The following is a 24,436-nucleotide window of genomic DNA, read 5'->3' on the forward strand; positions in this document are numbered from 1 at the left end:
ACCCCGGCCGTGCACGCCCCGCTGCCACGGCCGGCGACAACCCAAGGATGGACATGAATGCTACGTTGATGACCTGGAGCCGCCGCATGGTCAGGGCCCTGGCCATGCCGGGCCTGCTGGCGGTGGCTGCGGGGTTGTGCGGCGTGGCCGCCGCGCCTGCCCGCGCTGCCGAACTGGTGGTGGGGCAGGTGGCGCCGCTGTCGGGCGTGCTGGCCACCACGGGCGCCCAGATGGTGCTGGGCGGCAAGATCTACTTTGATGCCGTGAACGCCCAGGGCGGTGTGCACGGTGCCACCATCCGGCAGGAGGTGGTGGACGACGGCTACAAGGTGGCCGACACCGTGCGCCTGACGCGTGAAATGCTGGCCAAGCCCGAGGTGGTTGCGCTGTATGGCTTTGCCGGCACGGCCAACATCACGCAGCTGCTGGCCGATGGCGTGCTGGAGCAGGGTGGCGCCGCGCTGGTGGCGCCGTACACCGGCGGTGAATCGCTGCGCAACCCGTTCAACCCCTGGATCTTCCATGTGCGGGCCGGCTATGCCGACGAGGCCGAGCACATGGTGCAGCAGCTCACCACCCTGGGCATGAACCGCATTGCCGTGATGTACCAGGACGACGGCTTTGGCAAGGCGGGCCTGGCGGGTGTCGAGGCAGCCCTGGCCAAGCGCAGTCTCAAGCTGGTGGTGTCTGCGGGCTACGAACGCAACACCGACAAGGTGGAAGATGCCGTCAAAGCCGTCAAGGCGGCCGACGTGCATGCGGTCATCATGATTGCCGTCAACAAGCCTGCGGCAGCGTTCGTCAAGCAGTACCGCGAGCAGGGCGGCGGCGCACAGCTCTACAACATCTCGGTGGTGGACCCGGCAGAACTCGTCAAGCTGGCGGGCCTGAAGAACGCGCATGGCCTGGGCATCAGCCAGGTGGTGCCTTACCCCTACCGCCCCATGCTGCCGGTGGTGCGCGAGTACCAGGCGCTGCTCAAGAAGTACGCGCCCGACGCGGAGATCAACTACACCAGCTTCGAGCAGTTTCTGGGCGCCAAGGTGCTCGTCGAAGCGCTGCGCCGCGCGGGCCCTGCACCCACGCGCGCCAAGGTGGTGAAGGCGCTGGAGTCGCTACAAAACTATGACCTGGGCGGCATCACGCTGAGTTACTCGCCCACCAACCGCATCGGCTCGCGGTATGTCGAGGTCACGGTCATCGGCAGCAATGGCCGCCTCATGAAATGAACGAACACCACGGCGCATCGGCGCATTGCGCTGCATGCAGCCGCCCCTTTTTTAATTGACCCACACGAATGCCCACCATGACCCCGTTATCGCGCTATGTCACCTGTGCAGGTTATGAAATCCACTACATGGAGTGGGGCGCACGCGATGCGCCCGTGGTGATCGCCTGGCACGGCTTGGCACGCACGGGCCGGGACATGGACGAACTGGCGGCCCACCTGGCCCCCCGCTACCGCGTGATCTGCCCCGACACCCTGGGGCGCGGCCTGAGCCAGTGGGCCCGTGCGCCGCACGATGAATACCGCCTCGCGTTTTATGCGCGCATCGCAGCGGGGCTGTTTGACGCGCTGGGCATCGAGCGCGCGCACTGGGTGGGCACGTCGATGGGCGGGGCGATCGGCACCGTGTGTGCGTCGGGGCTTTTCGAGCCGCAGCTCAAGGGTCGCATCCAGAGCCTGCTGCTCAACGACAACGCGCCGCAGCTCGCTGAAGAGGCGCTGGAGCGCATCAAGTCGTATGCGGGCCACCCCCCCGCGTTTGATACGGTGCACGAACTGGAGGTGTTCTTCAGGCAGGTGTACAAGCCCTATGGCTGGCTCAGCGATGCGCAGTGGCGCACCCTGACCGAAACCTCCACGCGCCGTCTGCCCGACGGCCGGGTGACGCCGCATTACGACCCGGCCATGGTGCAGCAGTTCACCCACCACGCCAACGACTACCTGATCTGGGACCACTACGACGCGCTGGACATCCCCGTGCTGTGCCTGCGGGGTGAAGACTCCGACCTGGTGCGCCGCGAGACCACCGTGCAGATGCTGGCGCGGGGCCCCGGCCTGCGCGGGCTGGCGCAGGTGATCGAAGTACCCGGCTGCGGCCATGCCCCGGCACTCAACGTGCCTGCGCAGTACGAGCTGGTGGACCAGTTCCTCGCGCGGGCCGAGCACCACGCGGCCGTGCCCGCGCACTGACGGATGCCCCGGGGATGCCTGCCATGACATTCACAGCCTGGTCGCAGCGCATGGGTGCGGCCGCGGTGGTGCTTCTTGCGGCGGTGGCCGTGGCCATGGCCGGCACCGTGCTGGCCGCGCCATCGCCTTCGCTACGGGTGGGGCTGGGTGGCACCGGCCTGCTGGTGGCGCTGCTGGCTGCTGTCGTGGCGCTGCGCTGCGCGTGGCAGAGGGCGCGCGATCTGCAGTGGGCAGAGGCCCAGGCCCAGCGGCTGGCGCGGGGCGACCTGGGTGAGCCCTTGCTGGCCCACGGCGCGCCCGGGCTGGGGCTGCTGCCTGCCACGCTGGCCGAAGTGGGCGAGCACATGTTCCGCGTGGCCGTGGACGTGCGCGTGGGCACCACGGCCATCGCCACCACGGCGGGCTTTGTGGCAGGAGACAACACCGCGCTGTCGCAGCGCACCGAATCGCAGGCCAGCGCGCTGCAGCAGACGGCCGCGTCGATGGAGCAGCTCACCACCACCGTGCGGCAGAACGCCGACCATGCGCGGCAGGCGCACGCGCTGGTGGCTTCCGCATCGGCGGCAGCGGGGCAGGGTGGTCAGGTGGTGGGCGAGGTGGTGCAGACCATGGGCAGCATCCGCGAGAGTTCGCGCCGCATCGTGGACATCACGGGTGTCATCGACTCCATCGCGTTTCAGACCAACATCCTGGCGCTGAACGCGGCAGTGGAAGCCGCACGCGCTGGCGAGCAGGGGCGTGGCTTTGCCGTGGTGGCGGGTGAGGTGCGTGCGCTGGCGCAGCGCTCGGCCACCGCTGCGCGCGAGATCAAGCAGCTCATTGACGAATCCGTGTCCCGCGTAGAGGCGGGGCACCGCCTGGCCGAACAGGCGGGTTCTTCCATGTCCGGCATGGTGAACAGTGTGCAGAGCGTGGCCCGCATCATGGGCGACATCGTGCAGGCCAGCGAAGAGCAAAGCGCAGGGCTCGAGGAGATCCATCGCGCCATCGCCCACATCGACGACACCACCCAGCGCAACGGCGCACTGGTGGAGGCCGCCGCCCACACCGCCGGCAGCCTGGAGGCCCAGGCGCAACGCCTGGCGCGGGCTGTGGGCGACTGGCACCTGGGCGCCCGCGAGTTCGGCAATGCCGAGCAGGCCCGCGCGCTGGCCGAAGCGGGCGCGCAGTACGTGCGCACCCACGGCGTGGAGCGCGGCAAGCAGGCCATCAGCGACCCGCAGGGCCCGTTTGTGGACCGCGATCTTTACCTCGGCATGTGCGACGCGAGCGGCACCATCGTGGCGAACGGCGGCAACCCCCGCGTCATCGGCGTGGACGGCAACGCGGTGAAGGACGTGCAGGGCCGCTACTTCGTGAAAGAGATCATGCGGCTGGGCCAGAACCCTGGCACCGGATGGGTGGACTACCAGTGGCAGCACCCGCTGACCCGCGAGACCATGACCAAATCGGCCTATGTGCAGGCAGTGGGTGTGGAGGGCCTGGTGATCTCCTGCGGGTTCTATAAAAAGTAGTCAAAATGGTCTCCAGCGCTGATGGGGAAAGCGCTGGAAGCTATCAATTTTGTAGTTTCTGTTCCATCAGCGCAGGCGCCTGCCCGCTTCGCCCGCGCCGGGGTTGGTGGGCGCCCCCGGTTTCGTTGAGTTACCATTCAGTATTATTTGCGACTGATTGGTAATTCATGACCCACCCCCTCACTCCACCATCCTGGCCCCGCAGGCTGGTGCGCCTTGTAGCGGCCCCTGTGTTCGTCGCGGTGGCACTGGCGCTGGCGGGTTGCGCCTCCACCACCCCGCCGGCCGGCATTGCGGCCGTGTCACCGTTTGATCTGACGCGCTACGAGGGCCGCTGGTACGAGGTGGCCCGGCTCGACCATGCGTTCGAGCGCGGCATGACCGACGTGAGCGCCACCTACCAGCGCCAGGCCGACGGCAGCGTGCGCGTGCTGAACCGGGGTTTTGACCCCGGCAGGAACGACTGGCGCCAGGCCGAGGGCAAAGCCAGGTTCACCGGTGATGCGAACACCGCGTCGCTCAAGGTGTCGTTCTTTGGCCCGTTTTACGGCGGCTACCACGTGGCCGCGCTGGATGCGGACTACCAGTGGGCGCTGGTGGTGGGGCCAGACCGGAGCTATTTCTGGATTCTGTCGCGCACCCGGCAGTTGCCGCCCGCCCTGCGCGGGCAGCTCATCGCCCGTGCCGATGCGCTGGGCATTGACACCCGCGCGCTGATCTGGGTGACCCACCACCGCACCGACCCGCAGCCATGAGCAGCGACGCCGACGCTTTGCCGATTGCCGTCATCGGCGCAGGCCTGGCAGGCCTGTCGTGCGCGCAGGCCCTGCTGCGGGCGGGCCACACGGTGCACGTTTTCGACAAGGCCCGAGGCCCCTCGGGCCGCATGAGCACGCGCCGCGCGGAAGACGGCCATGGCGCCTGGCAGTGCGACCACGGTGCGCAGTATTTCACCGCCCGCGACCCCGCCTTTCGCGCGGAGGTGGCCCGCTGGCAGCAGGCCGGTGTGGCGGCGTTGTGGAATGCCAGGCTGGCCAGCTTTGACGGCAGCGCGTGGACCACGCCGCATACACCGCTGGAGCGGTTTGTGGGCACACCGCGCATGACATCACCCGCCGCCTGGCTGGTGCAGCACCTGGGCGAGCGGGCGCGGGCGCAGTGGCAGACCACCGTGCAGCGGCTGGGCTTTGCCGATGGCGGTTGGGCCATCACCTCGGCAGAGCAGGGCCTGCACAGCCAGCGCTACGGCACTGTGCTGCTGGCCGTGCCCGCGCCGCAGGTTGTGCCCTTGCTGGCCCCCGTGGCCCCCGCAGGCGCCGCCGTAGCCGCCAGTGCCCGCATGCGCGGCAGCTGGGCCGTGATGCTGCGCTACGCAAGCCCCGTGGCCCTGCCGTGGGAAGGTGCGTTCATCAACACCGGCCCGCTGCGCTGGGTGGCGCGCGACAGCAGCAAGCCGGGTCGCACGGGCGCAGAAACCTGGTTGCTCCACGCCAGCGCCGAGTGGAGCGAAGCGCATATCGAAGACAGCGCCGAGTCGGTAACGGCAACACTGCTCGCGGCTTTTGCAGACCTTGGCGGCCCTGCGCCCCTGGCCGCCACCGCCCACCGCTGGCGCTATGCCGACACCGAAGTCCCGCTGACACAGGGCAGCTGGTGGGACGCCACGCTGCGCCTGGGCCTGTGCGGCGACTGGTTGAACGGCGGCAAGGTCGAAGGCGCCTGGCTCAGCGGGCAGGCGCTTGCGCAGCAGGTTGTGCAGCCTGCGTAGCAACACCATGGGCCCGCCATGCGCATGCGCAAAAAATCAGACCTCCCGCAGAAAACCTGCCTGCACTGCGGGCTGCCCTTCACCTGGCGAAAGAAGTGGGAGAAGGTGTGGGACGAAGTGAAGTACTGCTCAGACCGCTGCCGCAGCGAACGCAAACGTGCGGGCAAGGCAGCAGAGGAAGGCGCTGCATGAGCACGGTGCTGTTCTGGTTTCGCAACGACCTGCGCCTGCACGACCAGCCCGCGCTGCACGCGGCACTCGCCAGCGGTGCCACGCACTTGCTGCCCGTGGTGTGCCTGCCTGCGGCTGACGAACCCACGCCCTGGGGCTTTGCCCGCGTGGGCGTGCACCGCCGCGCCGTTGCTGCCGCCGCGCTGCGCGGGCTGAGCGCAAGCCTGTCCGCACTGGGCAACCCGCTCCTCATCTGCCAGGCGCCGCCCGTCACCGCCTTGCCGCAACTGGCCCAGGCGGTGGGGGCCACTACTGTGGTGTGCGAAGACATTGCCGCCCCCTACGAACAGGCCGAGGTCGCAGCCCTGCGCGCGGCGGGCCTCCAGGTGCGTACCGTATGGCACAGCAGCCTGCTGCACCCAGCCGACATGCCCTGGCCTGCCTCTGACCTGCCCGGTGTGTTCACCAGCTTCCGCCAGAAGGTCGAGCGCGCAGGCATCACCCCCGCCGCACCATTGCCCGCCCCCACGCGGCTGCTGCCACCACCCGATGTGCCCGCGCCCGTGCTGCAGGCCGTGGGTGCAAAAGAGGGCGCTGTCCGCATCCAGCAGCCCGCACCGTCACAAGGCAGCGATGTGCGCTCGTCCTTCCCCTACGGCACCCCTGCCTGTGATGGCAGCGAGGCCGCCGCGCTGGCCCACCTGGCGCAATACCTGGCCCGCAAGCTGCCCCACAGCTACAAGGCCACGCGCAACGGGCTCACGGGGCTGGACTACTCCAGCAAGTTCTCGCCCTGGCTGGCCACGGGGGCACTCTCGCCACGCCAGATCTATGCCGACTTGAAAACCTTCGAGTGCGACCACGGTGCCAACGATGGCACCTACTGGCTGTGGTTTGAGCTGCTGTGGCGCGACTACTTTCGGCTGCTGCACCTGCAATACGGCGCGGCGCTGTACCGGGCGCGGGGGCTGTCAGGGCTGCCACACGCCCCGCACAACCCGCGCGGTTTTGAGCGCTGGTGCCGGGGTGATACGGGCCAGCCACTGGTTGACGCCGCCATGCGCGAACTGGCCGCCACCGGCTACTTGAGCAACCGCCTGCGCCAGGTGGCCGCCAGTTACCTTGTCTATGACCTGCACAGCGACTGGCGCGCAGGCGCCGCGTGGTTTGAATCGCAACTGGTGGACTACGACGTGTACAGCAACCAGGCCAACTGGCTCTACATTGCCGGGCGCGGCACCGACCCGCGTGGGGGACGCCGCTTCAACCCCATCAAGCAGACGCAAGACCACGATGCCGACGGCAGCTACCGCCGCCTATGGGGCATGGCATGAGCACGCAGCAATCCCGCACCCACACCCTGCGACTGCTGCTGGGCGACCAGCTCAACCCCGGGCATTCGTGGTTCGCCGCGCAGGACGAAGGCGTGGTCTACGTGCTGATGGAAGTGCGGCAAGAGACCGACTATGTGCTGCACCACGCGCAAAAGATCCTTGCCATCTTCGCCGCCATGCGTGACCTGGCCCGCCACCTGCGCGAGGCCGGGCACCGCGTGCGCTACGTGGCGATTGACGATACGAGCAACCGCCAGTCGATGCCCGACAACCTGGCCGCCCTCATGGCCCACTATGGCGCGCATACGCTGCAATACCAGCACCCCGACGAATGGCGGCTCGACGCGCAACTGCGCACCTGGGGTGCAGAGCAAAGCTTTGCCGTGCAGGCCGTCAGCAGCGAGCACTTCTACACCACCCGCACCGAAATGGCCGAGGTGTTCCAAGGCCGCATGGAGCACTTCTACCGCCGCATGCGCCAGCGCCACAGCGTGCTGATCGACGAGGCAGGCGAGCCCGAAGGCGGCCAGTGGAACTACGACCACAACAACCGCAAGCCCTGGCCAGATACCAAGGACGCGCCCGCATTGCCGCCCGACGCCCGCCCCACGCACGACCACAGCGCACTGTGGGCCACCATTGAGGCTGCAGGTGTGCAGAGCTTTGGCAACCCGCAGGCCCACGCCCTGTGCTGGCCGCTGAACCGGGCCGAGGCATTGGAGTGGCTGGATCACTTCGTCACCACCACACTGCCGCACTTTGGCGCGTATGAAGACGCGATGAGCACAAAGAGCGCGCGGCTCTTCCACTCCCTGCTGTCCTTCGCGCTCAACACCAAAATGCTGCGCCCGCAAGAGGTGGTGCAGCGCGCCCAGGCCGCCTACCACGCAGGCGCCGCGCCCCTGCCTGCCGTGGAGGGCTTTGTCCGCCAGATCCTCGGCTGGCGCGAGTACGTGCGCGGCATCTACTGGGCCCACATGCCCGGCTACGACGAGCGCAACGCCCTGGGCCACAGCACACCACTGCCCGAGTGGTTCTGGACGGGCAACACCCGCATGCGTTGCATGCAGCACGCCGTGGGCCAGTCGCTGGATCAGGCCTATGCCCACCACATCCAGCGCCTCATGGTCATCGGCAACTTCGCGCTGCTGGCGGGGCTTGATACTGCCGCCGTGCACCGCTGGTATTTGGGCGTGTACATCGACGCCTTTGAATGGGTGGAAGTGCCCAACACCGTGGGCATGAGCCAGTTTGCCGACGGCGGCCTGCTCGCTACCAAACCCTACGTGAGCAGCGCCGCCTACATCGACCGCATGAGCGACTACTGCAGCGGCTGCCACTACGACAAGAAGCTCAAGGTGGGTGAGCGCGCCTGCCCGTACAACGCGCTGTACTGGGACTTTTTTGCGCGCAACGAGTGCACGCTGGGCAGCAACTTCCGCCTCGGCATGGTGTACCGCCAATTGCAGAAGATGCAGGGCCCGCAACTGGATGCACTGCGCGAGCATGCGGCCAGCCTGCGCACGCGGCTGGATGCGCTATAGACCGCCGGCCGAACCACCCAACGATACCCTCACCGCAGGACCGCGCCATGTCTCAAGTACAACCCGCCGCAACGCCGTTCACTTCTTTGCAGTCGCTGCCTGATGGCTACCGCGCCCTCGTCATCGGCTCCACCGGCGCGATCGGCAGCGCCTTCCTCGCCCATCTGCAGGCCGACCCGCGCTGCGCCCTGGCCGTGGGCCTGGGCCGTCACACCAGCCCGGCGGTCGATTTGGATGACGAAGCCACCATTGCCGCCGCCGCCCACCAGCTCAAGGCCCAGGGCCCGTGGCACTGCATCATCCACGCCGCAGGCCTGCTGCACGGCCCCCACGGCATGCCTGAAAAGCGCCTGGGCCAATTGAACTACACGCAGATGGAAGCCACCTTCCGCACCAACACCTTCGGCCCCGCGCTCGTGCTGGCGCACTTTGCGCCACTGCTGCCCAAGCAGGGGCGCGGCTTGCTGGCCGTGCTCTCGGCCAAGGTGGGCAGCATTGGCGACAACCGCTTGGGCGGCTGGTACAGCTACCGCGCCAGCAAGGCCGCGCTCAACATGCTGGTCAAAACGGCGTCCATCGAAGTGGCCCGAACCCACCCGCTGGCCGCGCTGGTGGCACTGCACCCGGGCACCGTCAACTCGGCGTTGTCGGCCCCGTTCAACGGTGCAGAAATCGGCCGCCCGGCGGCCGATGCAACGGGCGACATGCTGCGGGTGCTGGATGGACTGGCGCCCGAGGAGACGGGCGGCTTCTACGCCTACAGTGGCGCGCCACTCCCCTGGTAAGCGTGGCGCGCGGTGCTATGGTTTTGATACTGCTTGCACGCCAGCAGTAAGCGCTGGCGGGCCTTTTGCTCAAAGGCATGCCATGGGCCACTGCCTGTGCGCCACCGCCGTATTGCTTGCATGCAGAATGCCGCATGCATCCCACCCCATCGCCCGACACGATTCTGGTTGCCTCCCACACCACGGCAGCAGCCGCGTCTGTGGCGCATTGGGTAGAGCGCCACTACGGCCTGCCAGTGCAGCAGTGCTACCTGATCCGCCGCAACCTCAATGACAACTACGCTGTCCGAACAGCGGATGGCAGCCGCTATGTGGCAAGGCTCTGCGCCATCCGACCGCGCGGTCCGTTCAATGTGGATTTTGAGGTGGCACTGCTGGCACATCTGGAAGCGCAGGGCGTGGTTGTGGCCTCTCCGGTGCTGGCTGCGAACGGCATGACCAGCGTGACCCTGCCGTTCCCGGAGGGCCCTCGTGCGCTGGTCCTCCTCCGTCACTGCGATGGCGCTGTGCCCGATACCCCCGAAGACCTGCACCTGACCGGTGCCACGCTGGCGCAGATTCACAGCGCCGCGCAGAGCTACGCAGGCCCCGCAAGCCGCTATGTGCTGGACGGCCACCATCTTGCCGGACGCACGCTGGACTACCTTGCCGCCCATCCCGATCTGGACTCCGCCGTGCTCGATGCCTACCGGCAACTGATTGAGCGGCTTCTGCGCGAGTTGGCGGATGTTGAGGGCACCTTGACCCACGTGATGTGCCACGGCGACACGCATGGCTTCAACAACCATGTGACCACCGATGCCGAGGGTGTGCGGCGCGCAGCCTTCTTTGACTTTGACGACGCCGGGCCTGGGTTCCTGACCTATGACCTGTGCGTTTTTCTGTGGTCAAACCTGCCGCGCAAGGACCCCATGGAGCCCGACGAAGCTTTGCTCAAGCGCTGGCAGCAGTACCTGGCCGGCTACCGCGCAGGGGGCGGCCTTGTCACCGATGCCGACCTCGCCGCTTTGCCCCTGTTCTTGCAGTTGCGGCACCTGTGGAACATGGGGGAGGGCGTGGCGCGCATTCACCACTGGGGCGCCAACATGATGTCTGCCAACTGGATCAAGAAGCAGCCCGACGTGTTGGCAGCCTGGGCCCGCCTGGAGCTGCCACGCGGCTGATGGGCTGATGTCCTTGCACAGCCACCATCGCTGCTAAATAGCTGGGTAGCTGCCCGTGCCCCCCGGCCACGCCGTCAGCACCTCATAGCCGCTGTCCGTCACGGCCACCATGTGCTCCCACTGGGCGGAGAGCGAGCGATCTTTGGTCACCACCGTCCAGCCATCGGCCAGCTCCTTGGTCTCGCGCTGGCCTGCGTTCAGCATGGGCTCGATGGTGAACACCATGCCCGCCTCCAGCCGCAGCCCCTGGCCGCGCCGCCCGTAGTGCACCACCTGGGGCTCATCGTGGTACACGGTGCCAATGCCGTGGCCGCAGTATTCGCGCACCACGCTGAAGTTTTCGCGTTGCGCCACGGTGGCAATCGCGTGGCCCACATCGCCCAGCGTGGCGCCCGGCCTTACCGCGCGGATGCCCGCGCACAGCGCCTCGTACGTGGTGCGCACCAGCCGCTGGGCCAGCACGCTGGGTGTGCCCACGCAGAACATGCGGCTGGTGTCGCCGTACCAGCCGTCTTTTTCCACCGCCACATCAATGTTCACGATGTCGCCCTTCTTCAGCACCTGCTGGGGCGATGGGATGCCGTGGCACACGACATGGTTCACCGAGGTCAGCACCGTCTTGGGGTAACCCAGATAGCCCACATTGGCAGGCCGTGCGCCCTGCACGTTCACGATGTGGTCGTGGCACAGACGGTCCAGCGCGTCGGTGGTCACGCCCGGCACCACATGCGGCTCGATCATGGCCAGCACCTCGGCCGCCAGCTGCGCCGCCCACCGCGCCATCACCAGTTCTTCGGCCGAACGGATCGGCACCCCACGGTCAGCCCGCGCCATCAGTGCGGCTGCTTTCTGGTGCGCGCGGTGGGGGCTGCGGCGCCAGGTTTATCCAGCTCACCCCGCGCCGCCAGCGCCACATCCAGCCCACCTGCCAGCTCGGCCCGCACCAGCATCTGGCAAATCTCGCGGTGGTCCAGATCGGGGTACATCTCGGCCAGCATGCCGACACGCATCCAGTGCTCGGCCTGGGCGTTGATGGAGCGGCTCAGCGCTGTGCTGGCCAGACGCAGGTTTTCGTGCATCTGGTCGGAAATTTTGACTATGCCCATGGGCTACCTATATATGAAACGTATTCGAAGTATATATGTTCGACTGTTGGGCACGTCGCCGTGGGGTGGTGGCACGGGGATCGTTGATCTTGCTTGTGGGTCGTCGCTGTACCTTTGCCCCGGCGATGAACAGAGGATGAATGCGCCATTCAGCAGGCGTTCACGGGGATGCTTCCACAATGCCCTCCAACACGCATGCAGACACCTCATGGATAGCGACGTTGCCGCTAAAAGGAGGCCGATGGGGGCCCACTTTGCATGAGCAACCACACGCTGCGATACGGGTTGGACGGGCCAATCCTGAGCAACCCTGCGCAGCCTCAACCACGAACCGTGTGGGATGTGTTAAGTCATGTATTACCGACTTCAAGGAGCCTTTCATGAAACACCACCCCTCTTTGCGGCGCGGCCTGCTGGTTCTTTCACTGGGCCTGGCTGCATCGCCCACATGGGCCGGTGACGATTGCGACGCGCCGTTGCACCGCTGGCAGAACCGTGAAGCGGTGCTGCAGATGGCAGCCGCGCAGGGCTGGCAGATCCAGCGCCTGAAGATTGACGACGGTTGCTATGAAATTCGTGGCACGGACGTCCAAGGCCGCGCTTTCAAAGCCAAGATCGACCCGGAAACACTGAAGGTGTTGAAGATGAAGCAAGACAACCACCAGCGTGCCCGGGAACGTGGTCGTGGTGACGACGGTGCTGCGCGGCAGCCCCGCCCACCGCAACCGGACGGCGCCGCCGTGCCATCGCCTTTGTTGACGCCTGGCACCGCGCCACGCGGCCAGATCGAGTAACCACCTTTCTCATAGGAGCATCACCATGTCCAAACCTCTTTTGACCCTTTTGGCCACCGCGTGCGCGCTGGCCCTTCCGGCCCTGGCGCACAGCCGCCCACTCACGCTGACCGCCCAGCTCAAAAACTACGGTGGCGACGGCGCCTACCTGGCGGCCTACCTGACCGATGCCAAAGGCGCCTATGTGCGCACGCTGTGGGTCGCCGGCGGCAAGGCCAAGTACCACAAGCACTTGTCTGACTGGAGCCGCCTCTCGGCCGGCGACGCCAAGCGCCTGGATGGCGTCACCGGTGCCAGCGTGGGCGCGGGGCGCACACTCAAGGTCACCGCCGATCTGGCGGATGCACTGATGGATGCGGGTTATGAAATCCGTATCGACGCCGCTGTGGAAGACATGCGGGACAGCCCGTCGGAGGTCCGCATCCCGCTGTCCACCGCTAACGTCGGCAAGCCGCAGGCTGGCAAGCAGTACATCCAATCGGCGACTTTCCAACTTCAGTAAAGGGGCTTGCATGAGCTGGAAAGTCATCCACCGCTGGCTGGGCCTGACCGTTGGCACCCTGGCTGTGGTGCTGGGCATCACCGGCTCTGTCTTGGCGATCGACCCAGTGCAGCAGGCGTGGCAGGCCCCCGTCGCGCCAGGCGACTTGCCCGTGGCCATGCTGGTGGAGCGCGTGACGCGCAGCGTCCCGGGTGTGGAGGAAATTCGCCGTCTGCCTTCGGGTGCCATCGCGGTGTTCAGCTTTGCTGGCGACCAGCCGCAGGCGTCGTACGTGGATCCGGCCGATGGCAAGGTGCTGGGTGCGTGGCAACCCTCGGCGCTTCCGCGCTGGGTGAAGAACCTGCACCGCTCACTGTTGCTGGGCGACGCCGGGCGCTGGGGTGCTGCGGGCATTGCGCTGGCCATGGCCTTGTTGTGCGTCTCTGCCCTGGTGCTGTTGTTGCGGCGCATGGGTGGCTGGCAGCGGCTGGCGGCACGGGTGCGAGGCTCGCTGGCGCAGCGGATCCATGTGGTCACGGGCCGTGTGGTGCTCGCGGTCCTGTGCCTCACATCACTCACGGCGCTGACCATGAGCGCCTCGACCCTGGGGCTGGTGGCGCTGGACACCAGAACCGAGCCGGAAGTGGTCTCCGTGGTCACCGGCAGGCCTGACTTGCCAGGCGCACAGCTGGCCGCGCTGCAAAGCCTTGCGGTGCAGGATTTGCGCAAACTGAATTTTCCCGGCGCCAACGACCCGGAGGACACCTGGAATGTCGCCACCGCCCAGGGTCAAGGTTGGATCGACCGGTACTCTGGCCAGATGCTGGCCTGGCAGGACGCCACCCTGGCTCAGCGCGTCTATGACTGGGCCGTGGTGCTGCACACGGGCGAAGCGGCTTGGCCCTGGGCCGTGGTGCTGGGGCTCTCGGGCGCCAGCGTGCTGCTGTTCTGGCTGTCGGGCGTTGGCATATGGTGGCAAGCACGCCGCGTGGCGCCGCATATCACGGGCAACGCCCCGCTGGCACAGGCCGACGTGCTCATCTTCGTGGCCAGCGAAGGCGGCAGCACCTGGGGGTTTGCCCAAACGCTGCAAGACGCGCTGAGCCAGCGCGGCCACCGCGTTCACACCAGTGCGCTGGAGAACTTCCGAACCACGGCCACCACGCGCCAGGTGTTTGTGCTTGCAGCCACCTATGGCGAAGGCCAGGCCCCGGCCCACGCCAGTCACGCGCTGGAGCACCTCGCCAAGCTCGGCGCCAGCGCTGTGCCAGTGACGGTGCTGGGCTTTGGCGACCGGCAGTTTCCGGCCTTCTGCGCCTTTGCCGAGGCGCTGGATCAGACGCTGCGCGCACGGGGCTGGCCCGCGTTGCTGCCGCTCGAGTGCATCCACCAGCAATCGGGCCAGCAATTCGCGCGCTGGGGCGATGCCCTGGCGCAGGCGCTGAACGAACCCCTGGTTCTGGAGCATGTACCGCGCGTGCCACCCACCGCGACGCTCACACTCATGGCGCGCCAGGATTATTCCGGTGTCACCGGGCAGGCCACGGCGATCCTGCGCTTTGCGTGGCCTGCACAGGGGCCGGGCGCACGCCTGCGTGGGCACGGTCTGGCGCGGTTTGCAGCCGGCGATCTCCTGGGCATCGTGCCGCCGGGTTCGGCCGTGCCGCGCTACTACTCGCTGGCGTCGGGCTGGAAAGACGGGTTCGTGGAAATCTGCGTGCGTCAGATGCCGGGCGGCCTGTGCTCGACGCACTTGCTGGGTCTGCAGATGGGCGACAGCATCACGGCTTTTATCCGGTCCAACCCCGGCTTCGCACTGCCGCGCACGCGGCGGCCTGTGTTGCTGATTGGGGCGGGCACAGGCGTGGCGCCGCTGGCCGGCTTCATCCGCCGCAACGACAGACATCGCCCGATGCACCTGTACTTTGGTGGGCGCGACCCGGCGCGGGACTTCTACTTCGGCGCTGACATTCAGCGCTGGCTCGGTGAAGGGCGCCTGGCCACGCTGCAGACGGTGTTCTCCCGCGTTCCAGGCGGCGGTGGCTATGTGCAGGACGCCCTGCGCCGCGACGCCGAGCACCTGCGCGAGTGGGTGGCGCAGGGCGCCATCGTTCGCGTCTGCGGCAGCCGCGCCATGGCACAGGGAGTGGCCGAGGCGCTGGACGCGGTGCTGGAACCACTGCAGTTGAGCGTCGCGACGTTGAAAGCCAAGGAGCGCTATGCCGAAGATATCTTCTGACACCACTGCGGCCCACAAGCGCACCACCTTGCACGGCCCCGCCATGGGCACACGCTGGTCGGCCACGGTCGACGCCGACCACACCATGGACCTGGCGGCCTTGCGCCAGGACCTTGCCGCTGCGGTCGAGCAGGTGGACGAGCAGATGTCGCCCTGGAAACCGGACAGCGACCTCATGCGCCTGAACCGCGCGCCCGTGGACGCCTGGGTCGACCTGCCCGCTGAAATACTGGAGGTACTCGACTGTGCGCTCGATGTCCAGCTACTGAGCGGGGGTGCTTTCGATCCGTGCGTGGGGGCGCTGGTCGATGCCTGGGGGTTCGGCGCGGTGCGCGACGCACCCGATGCGGATGCAATCCGGGCCGCACGCCAACCCACACCGCGAACTGGGCATGGGGGCCTGGAGCTGGACAGGCCCGCAGGCCGCGCCCGAAAGCGTTTGCCCTTACAACTCGACTTGTGCGGCATTGCCAAGGGCTACGCGGTGGACCGCATGGCCAATGTGCTGCAACGGCACGGAGCGCGGCACGCGCTGGCCGCGCTGGATGGTGAGCTGCGCGCCGTGGGCAGCCAGGCGAGCGGCTCGCCCTGGTCTGTGGCGCTCGAACGGCCCGAGGCAGGGCGCCGCGCGGTGCATGGGGTCATCGAGCTGGAGGATCTGGCTGTGGCCACCTCGGGCGACTACAGGCGCTATCTGGAAGTGGGTGGTGCGCGCCTTGCGCACACCATGGACCCGCGCCGGTGCGCACCCGTGAACAACGCCGTGGCATCGGTCACCGTGCTGGCGCGCACCTGCATGCACGCGGACGCCTGGGCCACAGCATTGCTGGTGGCAGGCCCCGACGAAGGTCTGGCCATGGCACAGCGCATGGGGATGGATGTGCTGTTCCTGTTGCGCCGTGCTGAGGGTTTGGTCAATGTGGGGCTGGGTCGTTTTGGCAGATCCGGTGGCGCTATACCGCAGGGGCATCCCGTCTCCGGATAGCCGTGCTTCGTGCCCCCTTCTGTCATCGAGGGTGGCAGCGAAGCAGGCGGGGTGCCCACATAGTCCTGGGCGTTCAGGTAGAACAGGTCCTGCTCGGGGTCGTCCCACAGCTCGCCCGATTTGCCCACCACGCGGCCGTGCGCTGCGCCGGAGGGGCATCGCTGGAGCAGGCGGGCCGGTTCATCGCCGCTCAGCAGCGCACTGTGCAGATTAAAGCGGTACGCACATAGCCTGTGCTCAGCCCTCGCGCGCCAACCCCTCCGCCAGCGCCTCAAACACCACCCTGATCCGCCGCGAGGTGCGCAGCTCTCGGTGCGATACCAGCCAGACCGGAAAGCGAACCGCAGGCACGTCATCCAGCACGCGGACGATGCCAGGGGTGTCGCGGGCGATCTCGTCCATCATGGCGCCGATGCCCATGCCCTGGCGCACCAGCGCCCAGTGGGCCACTGTGTGCTCGCAGTAGCAGCTGAAGTTCTGCTCGCTCACCGGCAGCCCGTGCTGGCGCAGGTACTGCAGGTATTGGCCGTTGCGGTCGGTGCCCACAAACGGCAGTCCGGCTGCATCCTCTGCGCTGCGCGGGTGGCCGTGGGTTTGCACCCAGGCTTCCGATGCGTAAAAGCTGGCCTGGGCTTCACGCACCAGGCGGGCGATCAGGTCAGGCTGCTCGGGCTTGACGTGGCGGACGGCGATGTCGGCCTCGCGCCGCAGCAGGTCGCTCAGCGCGTTGGAGGAGATCACCTCTACCGCAATCCCCGGCTCCTGCGCGCGCAGGCGCTGCACGATGGGTGGCAACAGGCAGGCGGCCACGGCGTCGGTGGCCGACACCGACACCACCCCCCCCACCGCCTGCGAGCGGCCGCTGGCAGCCAGGCCCAGGGCCTCTGCGGCGGCGCCCATGGCGCGGGCGTGTTCCAGCAGGTCGAGCCCGGTGGGCGTGAGCACCATGGCCTTGCCCACGCGCTCGAACAGCGTCACCCCCATCTGCTGCTCGATGGCGGCGACCTGCCGGCTCAACGTGGGCTGGGTCAGGCCCAGCTTGCGCGCTGCAGCCGACAGGGTGCCGGTCTGGGCGGTTTGCAGGAAGGCTTTTAGCTGGTTCCAGTCGAGGTTATCCATGCATTTGTGTATATGTTTTGTGCAATTTACCGCAATATCCTGCGCTTCAATGCATGGATAGCATCCGGGTGCAGGTCATCGCTGTTTTGCAGTCCGTACTCCACATTGTCTGAACCCCTATGTCATCTCCCGCCATCGCCCCGGTCTCTGACGCACTTGCTGCGGCCTCCAAGGCGCGGTTCTGGGACCGCATCGCGCGCAAGTACGCAGCCGACCCCATTGCCGACATGGAGGGATATGAGGCCACGTTGCAGCGCGTGCAGGGGCTGCTCGCTCCCCAGCAGGATGTGCTGGAGATCGGCTGCGGCACGGGCAGCACGGCGCTGCGACTGGCGCCTTTCACGCGCAGCATGCTGGCCACCGATGTGTCGGCCGGGATGATCGCCATCGCCCGCGAACGGCTCGCAAACCAGCCGTCGCCCCAGCTGCGCTTTGCCGTGGCCGATGCCGAAGCCCCGGTGTTCGGGTGCGGCGTATTCGATGCGGTGCTGGCCTTCAACCTGTTGCACCTCGCCACCGACCTGGACGCTGCGTTGCAGCAGGCGGTGGCGGCCCTGCGACCAGGGGGCCTGCTGATTTCCAAAACCCCCTGCCTGGCCGAGATGAACCCGCTGATTCCCTACCTGGCCGTGCCGTTGATGCGCGCTATTGGCAAAGCCCCGACGGTGCTGTGCTTTGACGAGCACCGGCTGACATCGGCCATGGCGCAGCAGGGCCTGCACATTGTCTGCACCGAGCGGCATGGCAGGCGGGGCAAGGACATTCGCGCCTTTGTCGTAGCCCGCAAGCCGGGCTGATTTCCCCACCCCCCCGCCGATGCGTATGCGGCCCTTTCATGGGCCGCGGGGCATCGCTCGGCCTGTCGCATCTGCGTATGCGTTTTTTTCTACCGTCAACCCAAGGAAACTGCCATGTCTTTCCCCTTCCGCCTCTCCCGGTTCGTCCGTTTCTCCAGTCCGCTGCGCCCGGGCATGGCGCTCATCGCCATCACCACGCTGGCCTTGGGCGCCTGTGGTGGTGGAGGCGGTGATTCCGACCCCCCGGATGACGGCGGCGGCAAAGAGCCGCCTTCGGCGTCCATCAACGTGCTGGAAGGCGACTGGGTGCAGAAAGGGTGTGTCAAGGCGGGCGCGCAGTCGTTCAAGAAGATCCTGCGTGCGCGCATCACGGCCCCAAACACGCTCGACTATTACGAAGGGGTGCTGACGTTTGGCGGAAATGAATGTGCAGGCCCGTCGCAAGTGGCCGGGCCGACCAAGCTCGGAGTGGTGACCTTTGCCCGCTCGGAGGCCAACCAGGCGCTGGCGGCGCACTGGGGCGAGCTGCGCACCGTCACTGGCACCCGCTTTGGCGCCATCTGGACGCTGCGCCCCACCAACCTGCTGTGCCTGCTGGGCGACGGGATTCCCACCAGCCAGCCATCGCTTTCATCGGTGGCGCCCAGTCTGGCCACCATCCCGGCAGACAACTGCTTCACCCGATGAAAAACGCCCCACCCTTCGGAGCAAACCACGCCATGCCTTTCATGAAAACTTCAATGCCCGCCCGGCTCGCCGCCATCATCACCACGGTGCTGATCGTCACCGGATGTGCGTCCACCCTCGACCAGGAGGGCCTGGAGCAGCGCACCGCGCAGGCCATCGGCCGGACCACCGGCCAGTTCACCATCACCGACCGCCAGGAGGAAACCGGCGGCCGCATCAACTACACCGCCACCACCCGCGACGGCGCAAGCTACCGGTGCTATCTGTACGGCGCCACCGGCTTTCAGAAAGCCATGAGCTTTGGGCAAACACCCCATTCCGACGCCATCTGCACCGCCATGGTGGGCAGGCCGGGCAACGGTGGCGCCCAGGCCCCGGCAGCAGCCGCCCAACCGCAGGGGCGAGGTGCAGCCAAGGAATGCAATGCTCTGCTGCGCACGGCAGGCCGCTGCTAAGAGCGTCTAACAAAACTCTTCTGGCGTCGTTGCTGTGTCTTGTCGTACTGCTCGTACTGCCTGCGACACAGCGCCTAGCCAGAACCGCTTCACTGAGTTTTGTTCGCCACTCTAAATGGCACCGCGCTGCTCTGGCCTGCGGGCCATGAACCTGTATGCAAAGGACTTGAGACCATGAACCGATGGCACTGGGCCAGCCTGCTGCTGGCAGTCTGCGTGAGCGGTTGCGCAAGCTTGCCCGGCGCCACCACCGACACGGTGGACGGGCGCACGGTCGAATACGTGCAGGCGGGGCAGGACGCACCCGTGGTGGTGTTCGAGAACGGCCTGGGCGCCACACTCGACTGGTGGGCCAAGGTCTGGCCCGACACCGTGGCAGAAACCCGCGCTCCGGCCTACAACCGTGTGGGCTATGGCCGCAGCGATGCATCCCCCCAGCCGCGTGATGGGGCGCAGGTGGTGCACGAGCTGCGGGCCTTGCTCAGGGCCCGCCAGCTACCGCCGCCCTATGTGCTGGTCGGCCACTCGCTGGGCGGCCTGTACATGCAGCTGTACGCGCGCCAACACCCAGCAGAGGTCGCGGCGCTGGTGCTGGTGGATTCCACGCACCCTGACCAGGTCAAAGGCGCTGGCAACCCAGACCATTGGCCGGCTTGGTTGAAGGTGGTGTTCCAAGCCACGACCTCTGACACGGCCAAACAAGAGCTTGCCGCGATGGATGCGACGGGCGAGCAGGTTTCGCACCTGCCGGTGGACCCGTCGATCCCCGTATGGGTGCTGAGCGCATTGCGCGCCACGGGGGCGCCATCGGCATTGGCGGAAGATGCCGAGCGCAAGCGGGCAGCCATTGCACAGCTGTACCCAGGCTCCACCCAGGTGTGGGTGGACAGCGGGCACGGCATCCCCCTGGAGAAGCCCGAGGCGGTGGCCAGTGCGATTCGCGCCGCACTGCAGGCGGCCCGGGTACCACGCGCTGCAGCGCGACACTACGGGCACGTGCAACTCGCTCCTGCCCCGGAGCGCGCAGGGGGCAGCGCGGCCGCGCAGTGAGGTGCACGGTGGGGTGGCTGGATAACAGCTGCGTGTACGCGCGCCACGCAAACTGGTGGCCAAGCAGTTTGCTATCAATAAAATAGCTAACAGCGCTGGCAGACGTGCGCAAAGCACTGATTTGACTCCAAGGCCTGCGCGTGTTGGCCCTGACAGAAGGCCGCGTGCCCCAAGGCGGTCCACCAGCTTTTACTGGCATCAGCCCGTGTCAGGTTGCGCGCGTCGCTGCAAGTGGTGGAGGCCACTCCCATGGCAATTTCATCGTGGCGTGCCAACCAGACCCCGTGCCAGAATGAACCGATGAGCACCGCCACCACGTCCTCCTTCCAGTCCACCGCCGACGGCACCCGCATCACCACCTACACCTGGGCCGAAACCCCGGGCAAGCCCGCAGGCGTCGTGCAAATCGCCCACGGCCTTGCCGAGCATGGCGAGCGCTACGACCGCTTTGCGCGCGCCCTGAACGCTGCAGGCTTCATCGTCCACGCGGTGGACCATCGCGGCCACGGGCGCACGGCCGGTGGCAAGCTGGGCGACTTTGGCAGCGCTGGCTTCGGCGGCCTCATTGCCGACGTGGCCCAGTTCGGCGCGCAGCTGCGTGCGCAGCACGCCGGCCTGCCGCTCTTTCTGTTCGGCCACTCCATGGGCTCGTTCGCAGCGCAGGCGGCCATCCTGGACCATTCATCCACCTGGTCCGGCGTCATCCTGTCAGGCTCCACCGCCCTCGACCTTTTTGCCGCTGCCATGGCCAACGCGCCTGCCGATGCGCCCGCTGGGCTCGCGGCTTTCAACGCAGGCTTTGAACACCGCACCGGCTACGAATGGCTGTCGCGCGACGCCGCAGAGGTAGACGCCTACGTGGCCGACCCGTGGTGCGGCTGGGACGTGCTTGAGGACGTGATCCCCTCGCTCTTCGCCCCCGCGCCCCGGCTGGCCGACCCCGCGCAACTCGCGCGCATCCGCAGCGACCTGCCCATCCTCATCGCATCCGGCGACGCAGACCCGCTGGCCGCAGGCGGGGTGTTGTTGGAGCAACTGGGGCAGCGGTATCGCGATGCCGGTGTGGCCGATGTGGCGGTCAAGCTGTACCCGGCCGCGCGGCATGAGATCTTGAATGAGACGAATCGGGATGAGGTGACGGGGGATGTTGCGGCGTGGCTGCGGGCGCATACGGGTCTGGCTTAGTCGGTACCCGATCCCTGTGAAATAGGCAGGTTTTGGGCAAGTAACCAGGGGGTAATGGCTGGCTGCTCCCGGCCCAAAGCAGAAGATCACGTTTGCATCTTGAGCCGCCGGTAAGTAGCGGCGGGCTGCCGTTCGCGGCCTAACCGTCACCTCAGGATGGGAGGATAGTGCGGCCTCGATACTGTTTGAACCGGAAACGATGTACGTCGTACGAGTTCGGCGGGCGGCGGAGCAAACCGAGGCAACTTATCTATTAAAGATCGTGATGGCGTACAACACTCGGTAGACGCCATCGATTCACAGCTTCGCAAGATCGAAGGGCAGAGCCTTGGGTATAAAGTGGCTCGTTTCTTCGATCTTTTGGGGCGGTGATTTATGCGACCTGCAGTGCCGGATAGTCTGTATAGCCCTTGGCGCCACCTGTGTAGAACGTGTTGGAGTCAGGCGCGTTCAGCGGTGCCTTGGCTCTGATGCGTGCGGCCAGGTCCGGATTAGCCAGGAAGGCGGTGCCAAAGGCCACAGCGTCAAGCTTACCTTCGGCAATGGCTGCCTCTGCCTCATCAGCGCTGTAACCCATATTGCCCACCAACACACCCTTGAACTTTTCACGCGCTACGGGCATGACATCGGCCTTCTGCACGCCGAAGAAATCGGCGCGCATCACGTGCAGGTAGGCCAGCTTGAAGGCATTGAGCCTATCGGCCAGGAAGCCGATGAGGGCCAGGGGGTCGCTGTCCTTCATGCTGTTGAAGCTGTTGAGGGGCGACAGGCGCAGGCCCACACGTTCGGAACCGATCGCCTGGGTCACGGCAGTGAGTACCTCGAACAGCAAACGTGCACGGTTTTCCAGCGACCCGCCGTAGGCATCGGTACGCTGGTTGGGCGTGTCGCGCAGAAACTGGTCAATCAGGTAGCCGTTGGCGCCGTGTACTTCAACACCATCAAAGCCGGCTGCAATGGCGTTGCGTGCGCCTTGAGCAAATGCAGCCACGATGCCGGGAATCTCTTCGACGGTCAGGGGGTGGGGCACCGCGTGCGGCACCTTGCCTTGGGGCGTGTGGATCTCACCCTCAATGGCGGTGGCGCTGCTGGAGACAATGGGGGCGCCATCGGCAGCGCCAGGGTAGGCTGCGCGGCCAGCGTGCCAGATCTGCATGAAGATGCGTCCGCCCTTGGCGTGCACCGCGTCGGTCACCTGTCTCCAGGCTGCAATCTGCGCGTCGTTGTAGATGCCAGGCTCATTGACGAAGGCTGATGTACCGGGCGCCACCATAGTGCATTCGGAAATCAGCAGGCCACCGGTGGCACGCTGGCTGTAGTACTCGGCCATCAGCGCGTTGGGCATGTGGCCAGCGTCGGCACGGGCGCGTGTCAGTGGTGCCAGAAGGATGCGGTTGGGCAGAGTGACAGAACCTACTTGAAGTGGATTGAATAGCATGCGAATGAAAATCCAGGTTACTGGTTACTGAACGGAAGGCAGTGGTAAAGGTAACAGTTTCCCAATACTCAGACATTCGAAAGGTCACTGAAGACGGCTTTGGCACGGCTGGTGCTTTTGCACCCAACGCACGATGTAGTGGACACGGGTTGGGAAGGATTTGCTACCGACAGTTTCGCGGCGGTCTGCAGCCGTACATGCACCAAACGCCTTTGGTCATCCACCGCGTCGCAACTCCCTGACCCCCCGGCCCAGCTTGCGGCGCAACAGGGTCCGCAGCGTCACCCCATCCGAGTACCCGACCTGTGCGGCGACCTGGTCGACGCTGGCGTTGCCTGTGCGCAAGAGATGGACGGCATGCTCGACGCGCAAGTCCTGGAAATACGACAGTGGTGTCTTGCCCAAAACGCTTTGCAGCCGCCGCGCCAAGGTGCGCTCGCTTGTGCCCGCGGCGCTGGCCGCCTCGGCCAGCGAGAAACCTTGCGCGAGCCGACGTCTGGCCCAGCACTCGAAGCGCTCTACCATCGGGTCGGCATGCGCAAGGTGGTCGGGAATCACGAACTCGGCTTGCGAACTGCGTGTCTCGACCAGCAGATAGCGTGCCACCAGGGCCGCCAGCGCCGGACTGCGCCCTCGGATGATGCGCAAGGCCAAGTCGACGTGGGCCAAAGCGGCACCCGCGGTGGTGAAGCGTGTCGAGTTCACGATCATGCGTGACTCGTCCAGCGTGACGCTCGGATAGCGCTGCCGAAACATCGGCCCCAGCCACCATGACGTCGTCGCACGATGCCCATCAAGCAGACCACTCTCTGCAAGCAAGAAACTACCGGAGCAAGCGGCACCAAGGTGCGCGCCAGCGGTGGACCACTGCTGTAGAGCCGCGACCGCATCGGGCACATCGGGGCGTGTGAGCCGAGCCGAGAGCGTGTCAGGCATCTTGTCGCCAAAAGCGGGCACGAGCACGACGTCTGGTTCGGGCACACCACGCGCAGTGACCACGGGCACCGTCAAGCCTTGCGCTGTTCGGATGCGACGCCGCACACCCACCAGCGTGAGCTCTATGCGAGAGGGGGCCTGTGGCAGCGAGCCCGCCATCGCATTGGCCAAGCCCACTGTGTCAGTGAGCGCCGCAAGCCCCAGATCAAACACGCCATCACAAATAAGGAGGTGGAGTTTCATGGCAACAATGATACCAATGTTGTCATTATTGCCACTGGAGATGTCTGTCATGAGAACTTAGACTGCAGTCTCGTCGATCCCTTCAACCACTTTTCCATTTACCCAAAGGAATACAGCATGACCAAGCTCGCCCTGTTTGTTCGCCTCGAAGCTAAACCCGGCCAGGAGGCTGCGCTTGCCGAGTTCCTGGCCAGCGCACTGCCGCTCGCCAACGCCGAGTCCGGCACCACTGCCTGGTTCGCATTGAAGTTTGGCCCTTCGACCTTCGGTGTGTTCGATGCCTTCGCCGATGAGGCAGGTCGCCAGGCACATCTGAACGGCCAGATCGCCGCGGCCTTGATGGCCAACGCCGCGACTTTGCTCAGTTCTCCGCCCAACATCGAGAAGGTAGAACTGCTTGCAGCCAAACTGCCTGCATGACAACCCGGCCTTGACCCCATCAGGT

General features: G+C 66.5%; 25 protein-coding genes. 20 read left to right on the top strand and 5 right to left on the bottom strand.

Annotation, left to right across the window (positions count from 1 at the left end; translation table 11 throughout):
• The first annotated feature begins 53 nt into the window (after nucleotides 1-53).
• From AAFF19_RS08790 to AAFF19_RS08835, 10 genes are all read left to right on the top strand, one after another.
• Nucleotides 54-1,229 carry an ABC transporter substrate-binding protein gene (locus AAFF19_RS08790; protein WP_182120874.1) on the top strand — a complete coding sequence of 392 codons (1,176 nt, stop codon included), beginning with the start codon at nucleotides 54-56 and terminating at the stop codon, nucleotides 1,227-1,229.
• Between the two features lie 77 nt (nucleotides 1,230-1,306).
• Nucleotides 1,307-2,197, top strand: coding sequence for an alpha/beta hydrolase (locus AAFF19_RS08795; protein ID WP_342721692.1), 891 nt, complete (start codon nucleotides 1,307-1,309; stop codon nucleotides 2,195-2,197).
• Between the two features lie 23 nt (nucleotides 2,198-2,220).
• Nucleotides 2,221-3,711: a methyl-accepting chemotaxis protein gene (locus AAFF19_RS08800; RefSeq protein ID WP_342721693.1), complete on the top strand. Its 1,491-nt coding sequence runs from the start codon at nucleotides 2,221-2,223 to the stop codon at nucleotides 3,709-3,711.
• Nucleotides 3,712-3,878: 167 nt separating this feature from the next.
• Complete coding sequence (locus tag AAFF19_RS08805; RefSeq protein ID WP_342721694.1) at nucleotides 3,879-4,466, top strand: lipocalin family protein; 588 nt, start codon at nucleotides 3,879-3,881, stop codon at nucleotides 4,464-4,466.
• The gene (locus tag AAFF19_RS08810) at nucleotides 4,463-5,479 is read left to right on the top strand and encodes an FAD-dependent oxidoreductase (RefSeq protein ID WP_342721695.1); all 1,017 of its coding nucleotides are present in this window, start codon (nucleotides 4,463-4,465) and stop codon (nucleotides 5,477-5,479) included. Before AAFF19_RS08805 ends, AAFF19_RS08810 begins: the two co-directional genes overlap by 4 nt.
• A gap of 18 nt (nucleotides 5,480-5,497) precedes the next feature.
• Nucleotides 5,498-5,671 (top strand): DUF2256 domain-containing protein, encoded by a 174-nt coding sequence (locus tag AAFF19_RS08815; RefSeq protein ID WP_008905536.1) that lies wholly within the window; start codon nucleotides 5,498-5,500, stop codon nucleotides 5,669-5,671.
• On the top strand, nucleotides 5,668-6,984 hold the full coding sequence (locus AAFF19_RS08820) for a DASH family cryptochrome (protein ID WP_342721696.1): 1,317 nt from the start codon (nucleotides 5,668-5,670) through the stop codon (nucleotides 6,982-6,984). Before AAFF19_RS08815 ends, AAFF19_RS08820 begins: the two co-directional genes overlap by 4 nt.
• The gene (locus AAFF19_RS08825; protein WP_342721697.1) at nucleotides 6,981-8,528 is read left to right on the top strand and encodes a cryptochrome/photolyase family protein; all 1,548 of its coding nucleotides are present in this window, start codon (nucleotides 6,981-6,983) and stop codon (nucleotides 8,526-8,528) included. The genes AAFF19_RS08820 and AAFF19_RS08825 overlap by 4 nt, the downstream gene beginning before the upstream one ends.
• Before the next feature lie 47 nt (nucleotides 8,529-8,575).
• Nucleotides 8,576-9,313: an SDR family NAD(P)-dependent oxidoreductase gene (locus AAFF19_RS08830; protein ID WP_342721698.1), complete on the top strand. Its 738-nt coding sequence runs from the start codon at nucleotides 8,576-8,578 to the stop codon at nucleotides 9,311-9,313.
• 134 nt (nucleotides 9,314-9,447) lie between these two features.
• The gene (locus AAFF19_RS08835) at nucleotides 9,448-10,476 is read left to right on the top strand and encodes a phosphotransferase (protein ID WP_342721699.1); all 1,029 of its coding nucleotides are present in this window, start codon (nucleotides 9,448-9,450) and stop codon (nucleotides 10,474-10,476) included.
• Between the two features lie 33 nt (nucleotides 10,477-10,509).
• Here AAFF19_RS08835 and map read toward each other — a convergent pair whose 3' ends face one another.
• Together map and AAFF19_RS08845 are read right to left on the bottom strand one after the other, a co-directional pair.
• Nucleotides 10,510-11,310: a type I methionyl aminopeptidase gene (gene map / locus AAFF19_RS08840; protein ID WP_342721700.1), complete on the bottom strand. Its 801-nt coding sequence runs from the start codon at nucleotides 11,308-11,310 to the stop codon at nucleotides 10,510-10,512.
• Complete coding sequence (locus AAFF19_RS08845; protein ID WP_008905530.1) at nucleotides 11,310-11,582, bottom strand: ParD-like family protein; 273 nt, start codon at nucleotides 11,580-11,582, stop codon at nucleotides 11,310-11,312. Before AAFF19_RS08845 ends, map begins: the two co-directional genes overlap by 1 nt.
• Before the next feature lie 380 nt (nucleotides 11,583-11,962).
• On the opposite strand from AAFF19_RS08845, the gene AAFF19_RS08850 reads away from it, so the two are divergent.
• The 4 genes from AAFF19_RS08850 to AAFF19_RS08865 are packed head-to-tail and all read left to right on the top strand — an operon-like array spanning nucleotide 11,963 to nucleotide 16,081.
• Nucleotides 11,963-12,376, top strand: coding sequence for a PepSY domain-containing protein (locus AAFF19_RS08850; protein ID WP_182120884.1), 414 nt, complete (start codon nucleotides 11,963-11,965; stop codon nucleotides 12,374-12,376).
• A 25-nt stretch (nucleotides 12,377-12,401) separates the two neighbouring features.
• Nucleotides 12,402-12,878 (top strand): DUF2271 domain-containing protein, encoded by a 477-nt coding sequence (locus AAFF19_RS08855; protein WP_342721701.1) that lies wholly within the window; start codon nucleotides 12,402-12,404, stop codon nucleotides 12,876-12,878.
• A 10-nt stretch (nucleotides 12,879-12,888) separates the two neighbouring features.
• Nucleotides 12,889-15,096: a PepSY domain-containing protein gene (locus AAFF19_RS08860; protein WP_342721702.1), complete on the top strand. Its 2,208-nt coding sequence runs from the start codon at nucleotides 12,889-12,891 to the stop codon at nucleotides 15,094-15,096.
• On the top strand, nucleotides 15,077-16,081 hold the full coding sequence (locus AAFF19_RS08865; RefSeq protein WP_342721703.1) for an FAD:protein FMN transferase: 1,005 nt from the start codon (nucleotides 15,077-15,079) through the stop codon (nucleotides 16,079-16,081). The genes AAFF19_RS08860 and AAFF19_RS08865 overlap by 20 nt, the downstream gene beginning before the upstream one ends.
• Nucleotides 16,082-16,318: 237 nt before the next feature.
• On the opposite strand, the gene AAFF19_RS08870 is transcribed toward AAFF19_RS08865, so the two are convergent.
• A complete protein-coding gene (locus tag AAFF19_RS08870) occupies nucleotides 16,319-17,200 on the bottom strand; it encodes a LysR family transcriptional regulator (RefSeq protein ID WP_342721704.1) in 882 nt (293 codons plus the stop codon).
• Between the two features lie 119 nt (nucleotides 17,201-17,319).
• On the opposite strand from AAFF19_RS08870, the gene AAFF19_RS08875 reads away from it, so the two are divergent.
• The 5 genes from AAFF19_RS08875 (at nucleotide 17,320) to AAFF19_RS08895 (ending at nucleotide 21,374) form a co-directional block, all read left to right on the top strand.
• Nucleotides 17,320-17,997 (top strand): class I SAM-dependent methyltransferase, encoded by a 678-nt coding sequence (locus tag AAFF19_RS08875; RefSeq protein WP_342721705.1) that lies wholly within the window; start codon nucleotides 17,320-17,322, stop codon nucleotides 17,995-17,997.
• 114 nt (nucleotides 17,998-18,111) lie between these two features.
• Nucleotides 18,112-18,684: a hypothetical protein gene (locus AAFF19_RS08880; protein ID WP_342721706.1), complete on the top strand. Its 573-nt coding sequence runs from the start codon at nucleotides 18,112-18,114 to the stop codon at nucleotides 18,682-18,684.
• Nucleotides 18,685-18,725: 41 nt separating this feature from the next.
• On the top strand, nucleotides 18,726-19,139 hold the full coding sequence (locus AAFF19_RS08885) for a hypothetical protein (protein WP_237707264.1): 414 nt from the start codon (nucleotides 18,726-18,728) through the stop codon (nucleotides 19,137-19,139).
• 174 nt (nucleotides 19,140-19,313) lie between these two features.
• On the top strand, nucleotides 19,314-20,189 hold the full coding sequence (locus AAFF19_RS08890) for an alpha/beta hydrolase (RefSeq protein ID WP_008905520.1): 876 nt from the start codon (nucleotides 19,314-19,316) through the stop codon (nucleotides 20,187-20,189).
• Nucleotides 20,190-20,489: 300 nt separating this feature from the next.
• Nucleotides 20,490-21,374: an alpha/beta hydrolase gene (locus tag AAFF19_RS08895; protein WP_342721707.1), complete on the top strand. Its 885-nt coding sequence runs from the start codon at nucleotides 20,490-20,492 to the stop codon at nucleotides 21,372-21,374.
• Nucleotides 21,375-21,747: 373 nt separating this feature from the next.
• On the opposite strand, the gene AAFF19_RS08900 is transcribed toward AAFF19_RS08895, so the two are convergent.
• The gene (locus tag AAFF19_RS08900; RefSeq protein WP_342721708.1) at nucleotides 21,748-22,812 is read right to left on the bottom strand and encodes an alkene reductase; all 1,065 of its coding nucleotides are present in this window, start codon (nucleotides 22,810-22,812) and stop codon (nucleotides 21,748-21,750) included.
• A 216-nt stretch (nucleotides 22,813-23,028) separates the two neighbouring features.
• Nucleotides 23,029-23,991: a helix-turn-helix domain-containing protein gene (locus AAFF19_RS08905; RefSeq protein ID WP_342721843.1), complete on the bottom strand. Its 963-nt coding sequence runs from the start codon at nucleotides 23,989-23,991 to the stop codon at nucleotides 23,029-23,031.
• Between the two features lie 117 nt (nucleotides 23,992-24,108).
• Here AAFF19_RS08905 and AAFF19_RS08910 point away from each other — a divergent pair, with 117 nt between their 5' ends.
• Nucleotides 24,109-24,411, top strand: a complete 303-nt coding sequence (locus AAFF19_RS08910; RefSeq protein ID WP_342721709.1) for an antibiotic biosynthesis monooxygenase — start codon at nucleotides 24,109-24,111, stop codon at nucleotides 24,409-24,411.
• Nucleotides 24,412-24,436: the final 25 nt, after the last annotated feature.

The sequence above is a fragment of the Acidovorax sp. FHTAMBA genome, from assembly GCF_038958875.1.
Taxonomy (GTDB): domain Bacteria; phylum Pseudomonadota; class Gammaproteobacteria; order Burkholderiales; family Burkholderiaceae_C; genus Acidovorax.

Coding starts and splice junctions, on each gene's coding strand:
- AAFF19_RS08790 (WP_182120874.1), top strand. CDS start 54: ATGAATGCTACGTTGATGACCTGGAGCCGCCGCATGGTCAGGGCCCTG.
- AAFF19_RS08795 (WP_342721692.1), top strand. CDS start 1,307: ATGACCCCGTTATCGCGCTATGTCACCTGTGCAGGTTATGAAATCCAC.
- AAFF19_RS08800 (WP_342721693.1), top strand. CDS start 2,221: ATGACATTCACAGCCTGGTCGCAGCGCATGGGTGCGGCCGCGGTGGTG.
- AAFF19_RS08805 (WP_342721694.1), top strand. CDS start 3,879: ATGACCCACCCCCTCACTCCACCATCCTGGCCCCGCAGGCTGGTGCGC.
- AAFF19_RS08810 (WP_342721695.1), top strand. CDS start 4,463: ATGAGCAGCGACGCCGACGCTTTGCCGATTGCCGTCATCGGCGCAGGC.
- AAFF19_RS08815 (WP_008905536.1), top strand. CDS start 5,498: ATGCGCATGCGCAAAAAATCAGACCTCCCGCAGAAAACCTGCCTGCAC.
- AAFF19_RS08820 (WP_342721696.1), top strand. CDS start 5,668: ATGAGCACGGTGCTGTTCTGGTTTCGCAACGACCTGCGCCTGCACGAC.
- AAFF19_RS08825 (WP_342721697.1), top strand. CDS start 6,981: ATGAGCACGCAGCAATCCCGCACCCACACCCTGCGACTGCTGCTGGGC.
- AAFF19_RS08830 (WP_342721698.1), top strand. CDS start 8,576: ATGTCTCAAGTACAACCCGCCGCAACGCCGTTCACTTCTTTGCAGTCG.
- AAFF19_RS08835 (WP_342721699.1), top strand. CDS start 9,448: ATGCATCCCACCCCATCGCCCGACACGATTCTGGTTGCCTCCCACACC.
- map (WP_342721700.1), bottom strand. CDS start 11,310: ATGGCGCGGGCTGACCGTGGGGTGCCGATCCGTTCGGCCGAAGAACTG.
- AAFF19_RS08845 (WP_008905530.1), bottom strand. CDS start 11,582: ATGGGCATAGTCAAAATTTCCGACCAGATGCACGAAAACCTGCGTCTG.
- AAFF19_RS08850 (WP_182120884.1), top strand. CDS start 11,963: ATGAAACACCACCCCTCTTTGCGGCGCGGCCTGCTGGTTCTTTCACTG.
- AAFF19_RS08855 (WP_342721701.1), top strand. CDS start 12,402: ATGTCCAAACCTCTTTTGACCCTTTTGGCCACCGCGTGCGCGCTGGCC.
- AAFF19_RS08860 (WP_342721702.1), top strand. CDS start 12,889: ATGAGCTGGAAAGTCATCCACCGCTGGCTGGGCCTGACCGTTGGCACC.
- AAFF19_RS08865 (WP_342721703.1), top strand. CDS start 15,077: ATGCCGAAGATATCTTCTGACACCACTGCGGCCCACAAGCGCACCACC.
- AAFF19_RS08870 (WP_342721704.1), bottom strand. CDS start 17,200: ATGGATAACCTCGACTGGAACCAGCTAAAAGCCTTCCTGCAAACCGCC.
- AAFF19_RS08875 (WP_342721705.1), top strand. CDS start 17,320: ATGTCATCTCCCGCCATCGCCCCGGTCTCTGACGCACTTGCTGCGGCC.
- AAFF19_RS08880 (WP_342721706.1), top strand. CDS start 18,112: ATGTCTTTCCCCTTCCGCCTCTCCCGGTTCGTCCGTTTCTCCAGTCCG.
- AAFF19_RS08885 (WP_237707264.1), top strand. CDS start 18,726: ATGAAAACTTCAATGCCCGCCCGGCTCGCCGCCATCATCACCACGGTG.
- AAFF19_RS08890 (WP_008905520.1), top strand. CDS start 19,314: ATGAACCGATGGCACTGGGCCAGCCTGCTGCTGGCAGTCTGCGTGAGC.
- AAFF19_RS08895 (WP_342721707.1), top strand. CDS start 20,490: ATGAGCACCGCCACCACGTCCTCCTTCCAGTCCACCGCCGACGGCACC.
- AAFF19_RS08900 (WP_342721708.1), bottom strand. CDS start 22,812: ATGCTATTCAATCCACTTCAAGTAGGTTCTGTCACTCTGCCCAACCGC.
- AAFF19_RS08905 (WP_342721843.1), bottom strand. CDS start 23,991: ATGAAACTCCACCTCCTTATTTGTGATGGCGTGTTTGATCTGGGGCTT.
- AAFF19_RS08910 (WP_342721709.1), top strand. CDS start 24,109: ATGACCAAGCTCGCCCTGTTTGTTCGCCTCGAAGCTAAACCCGGCCAG.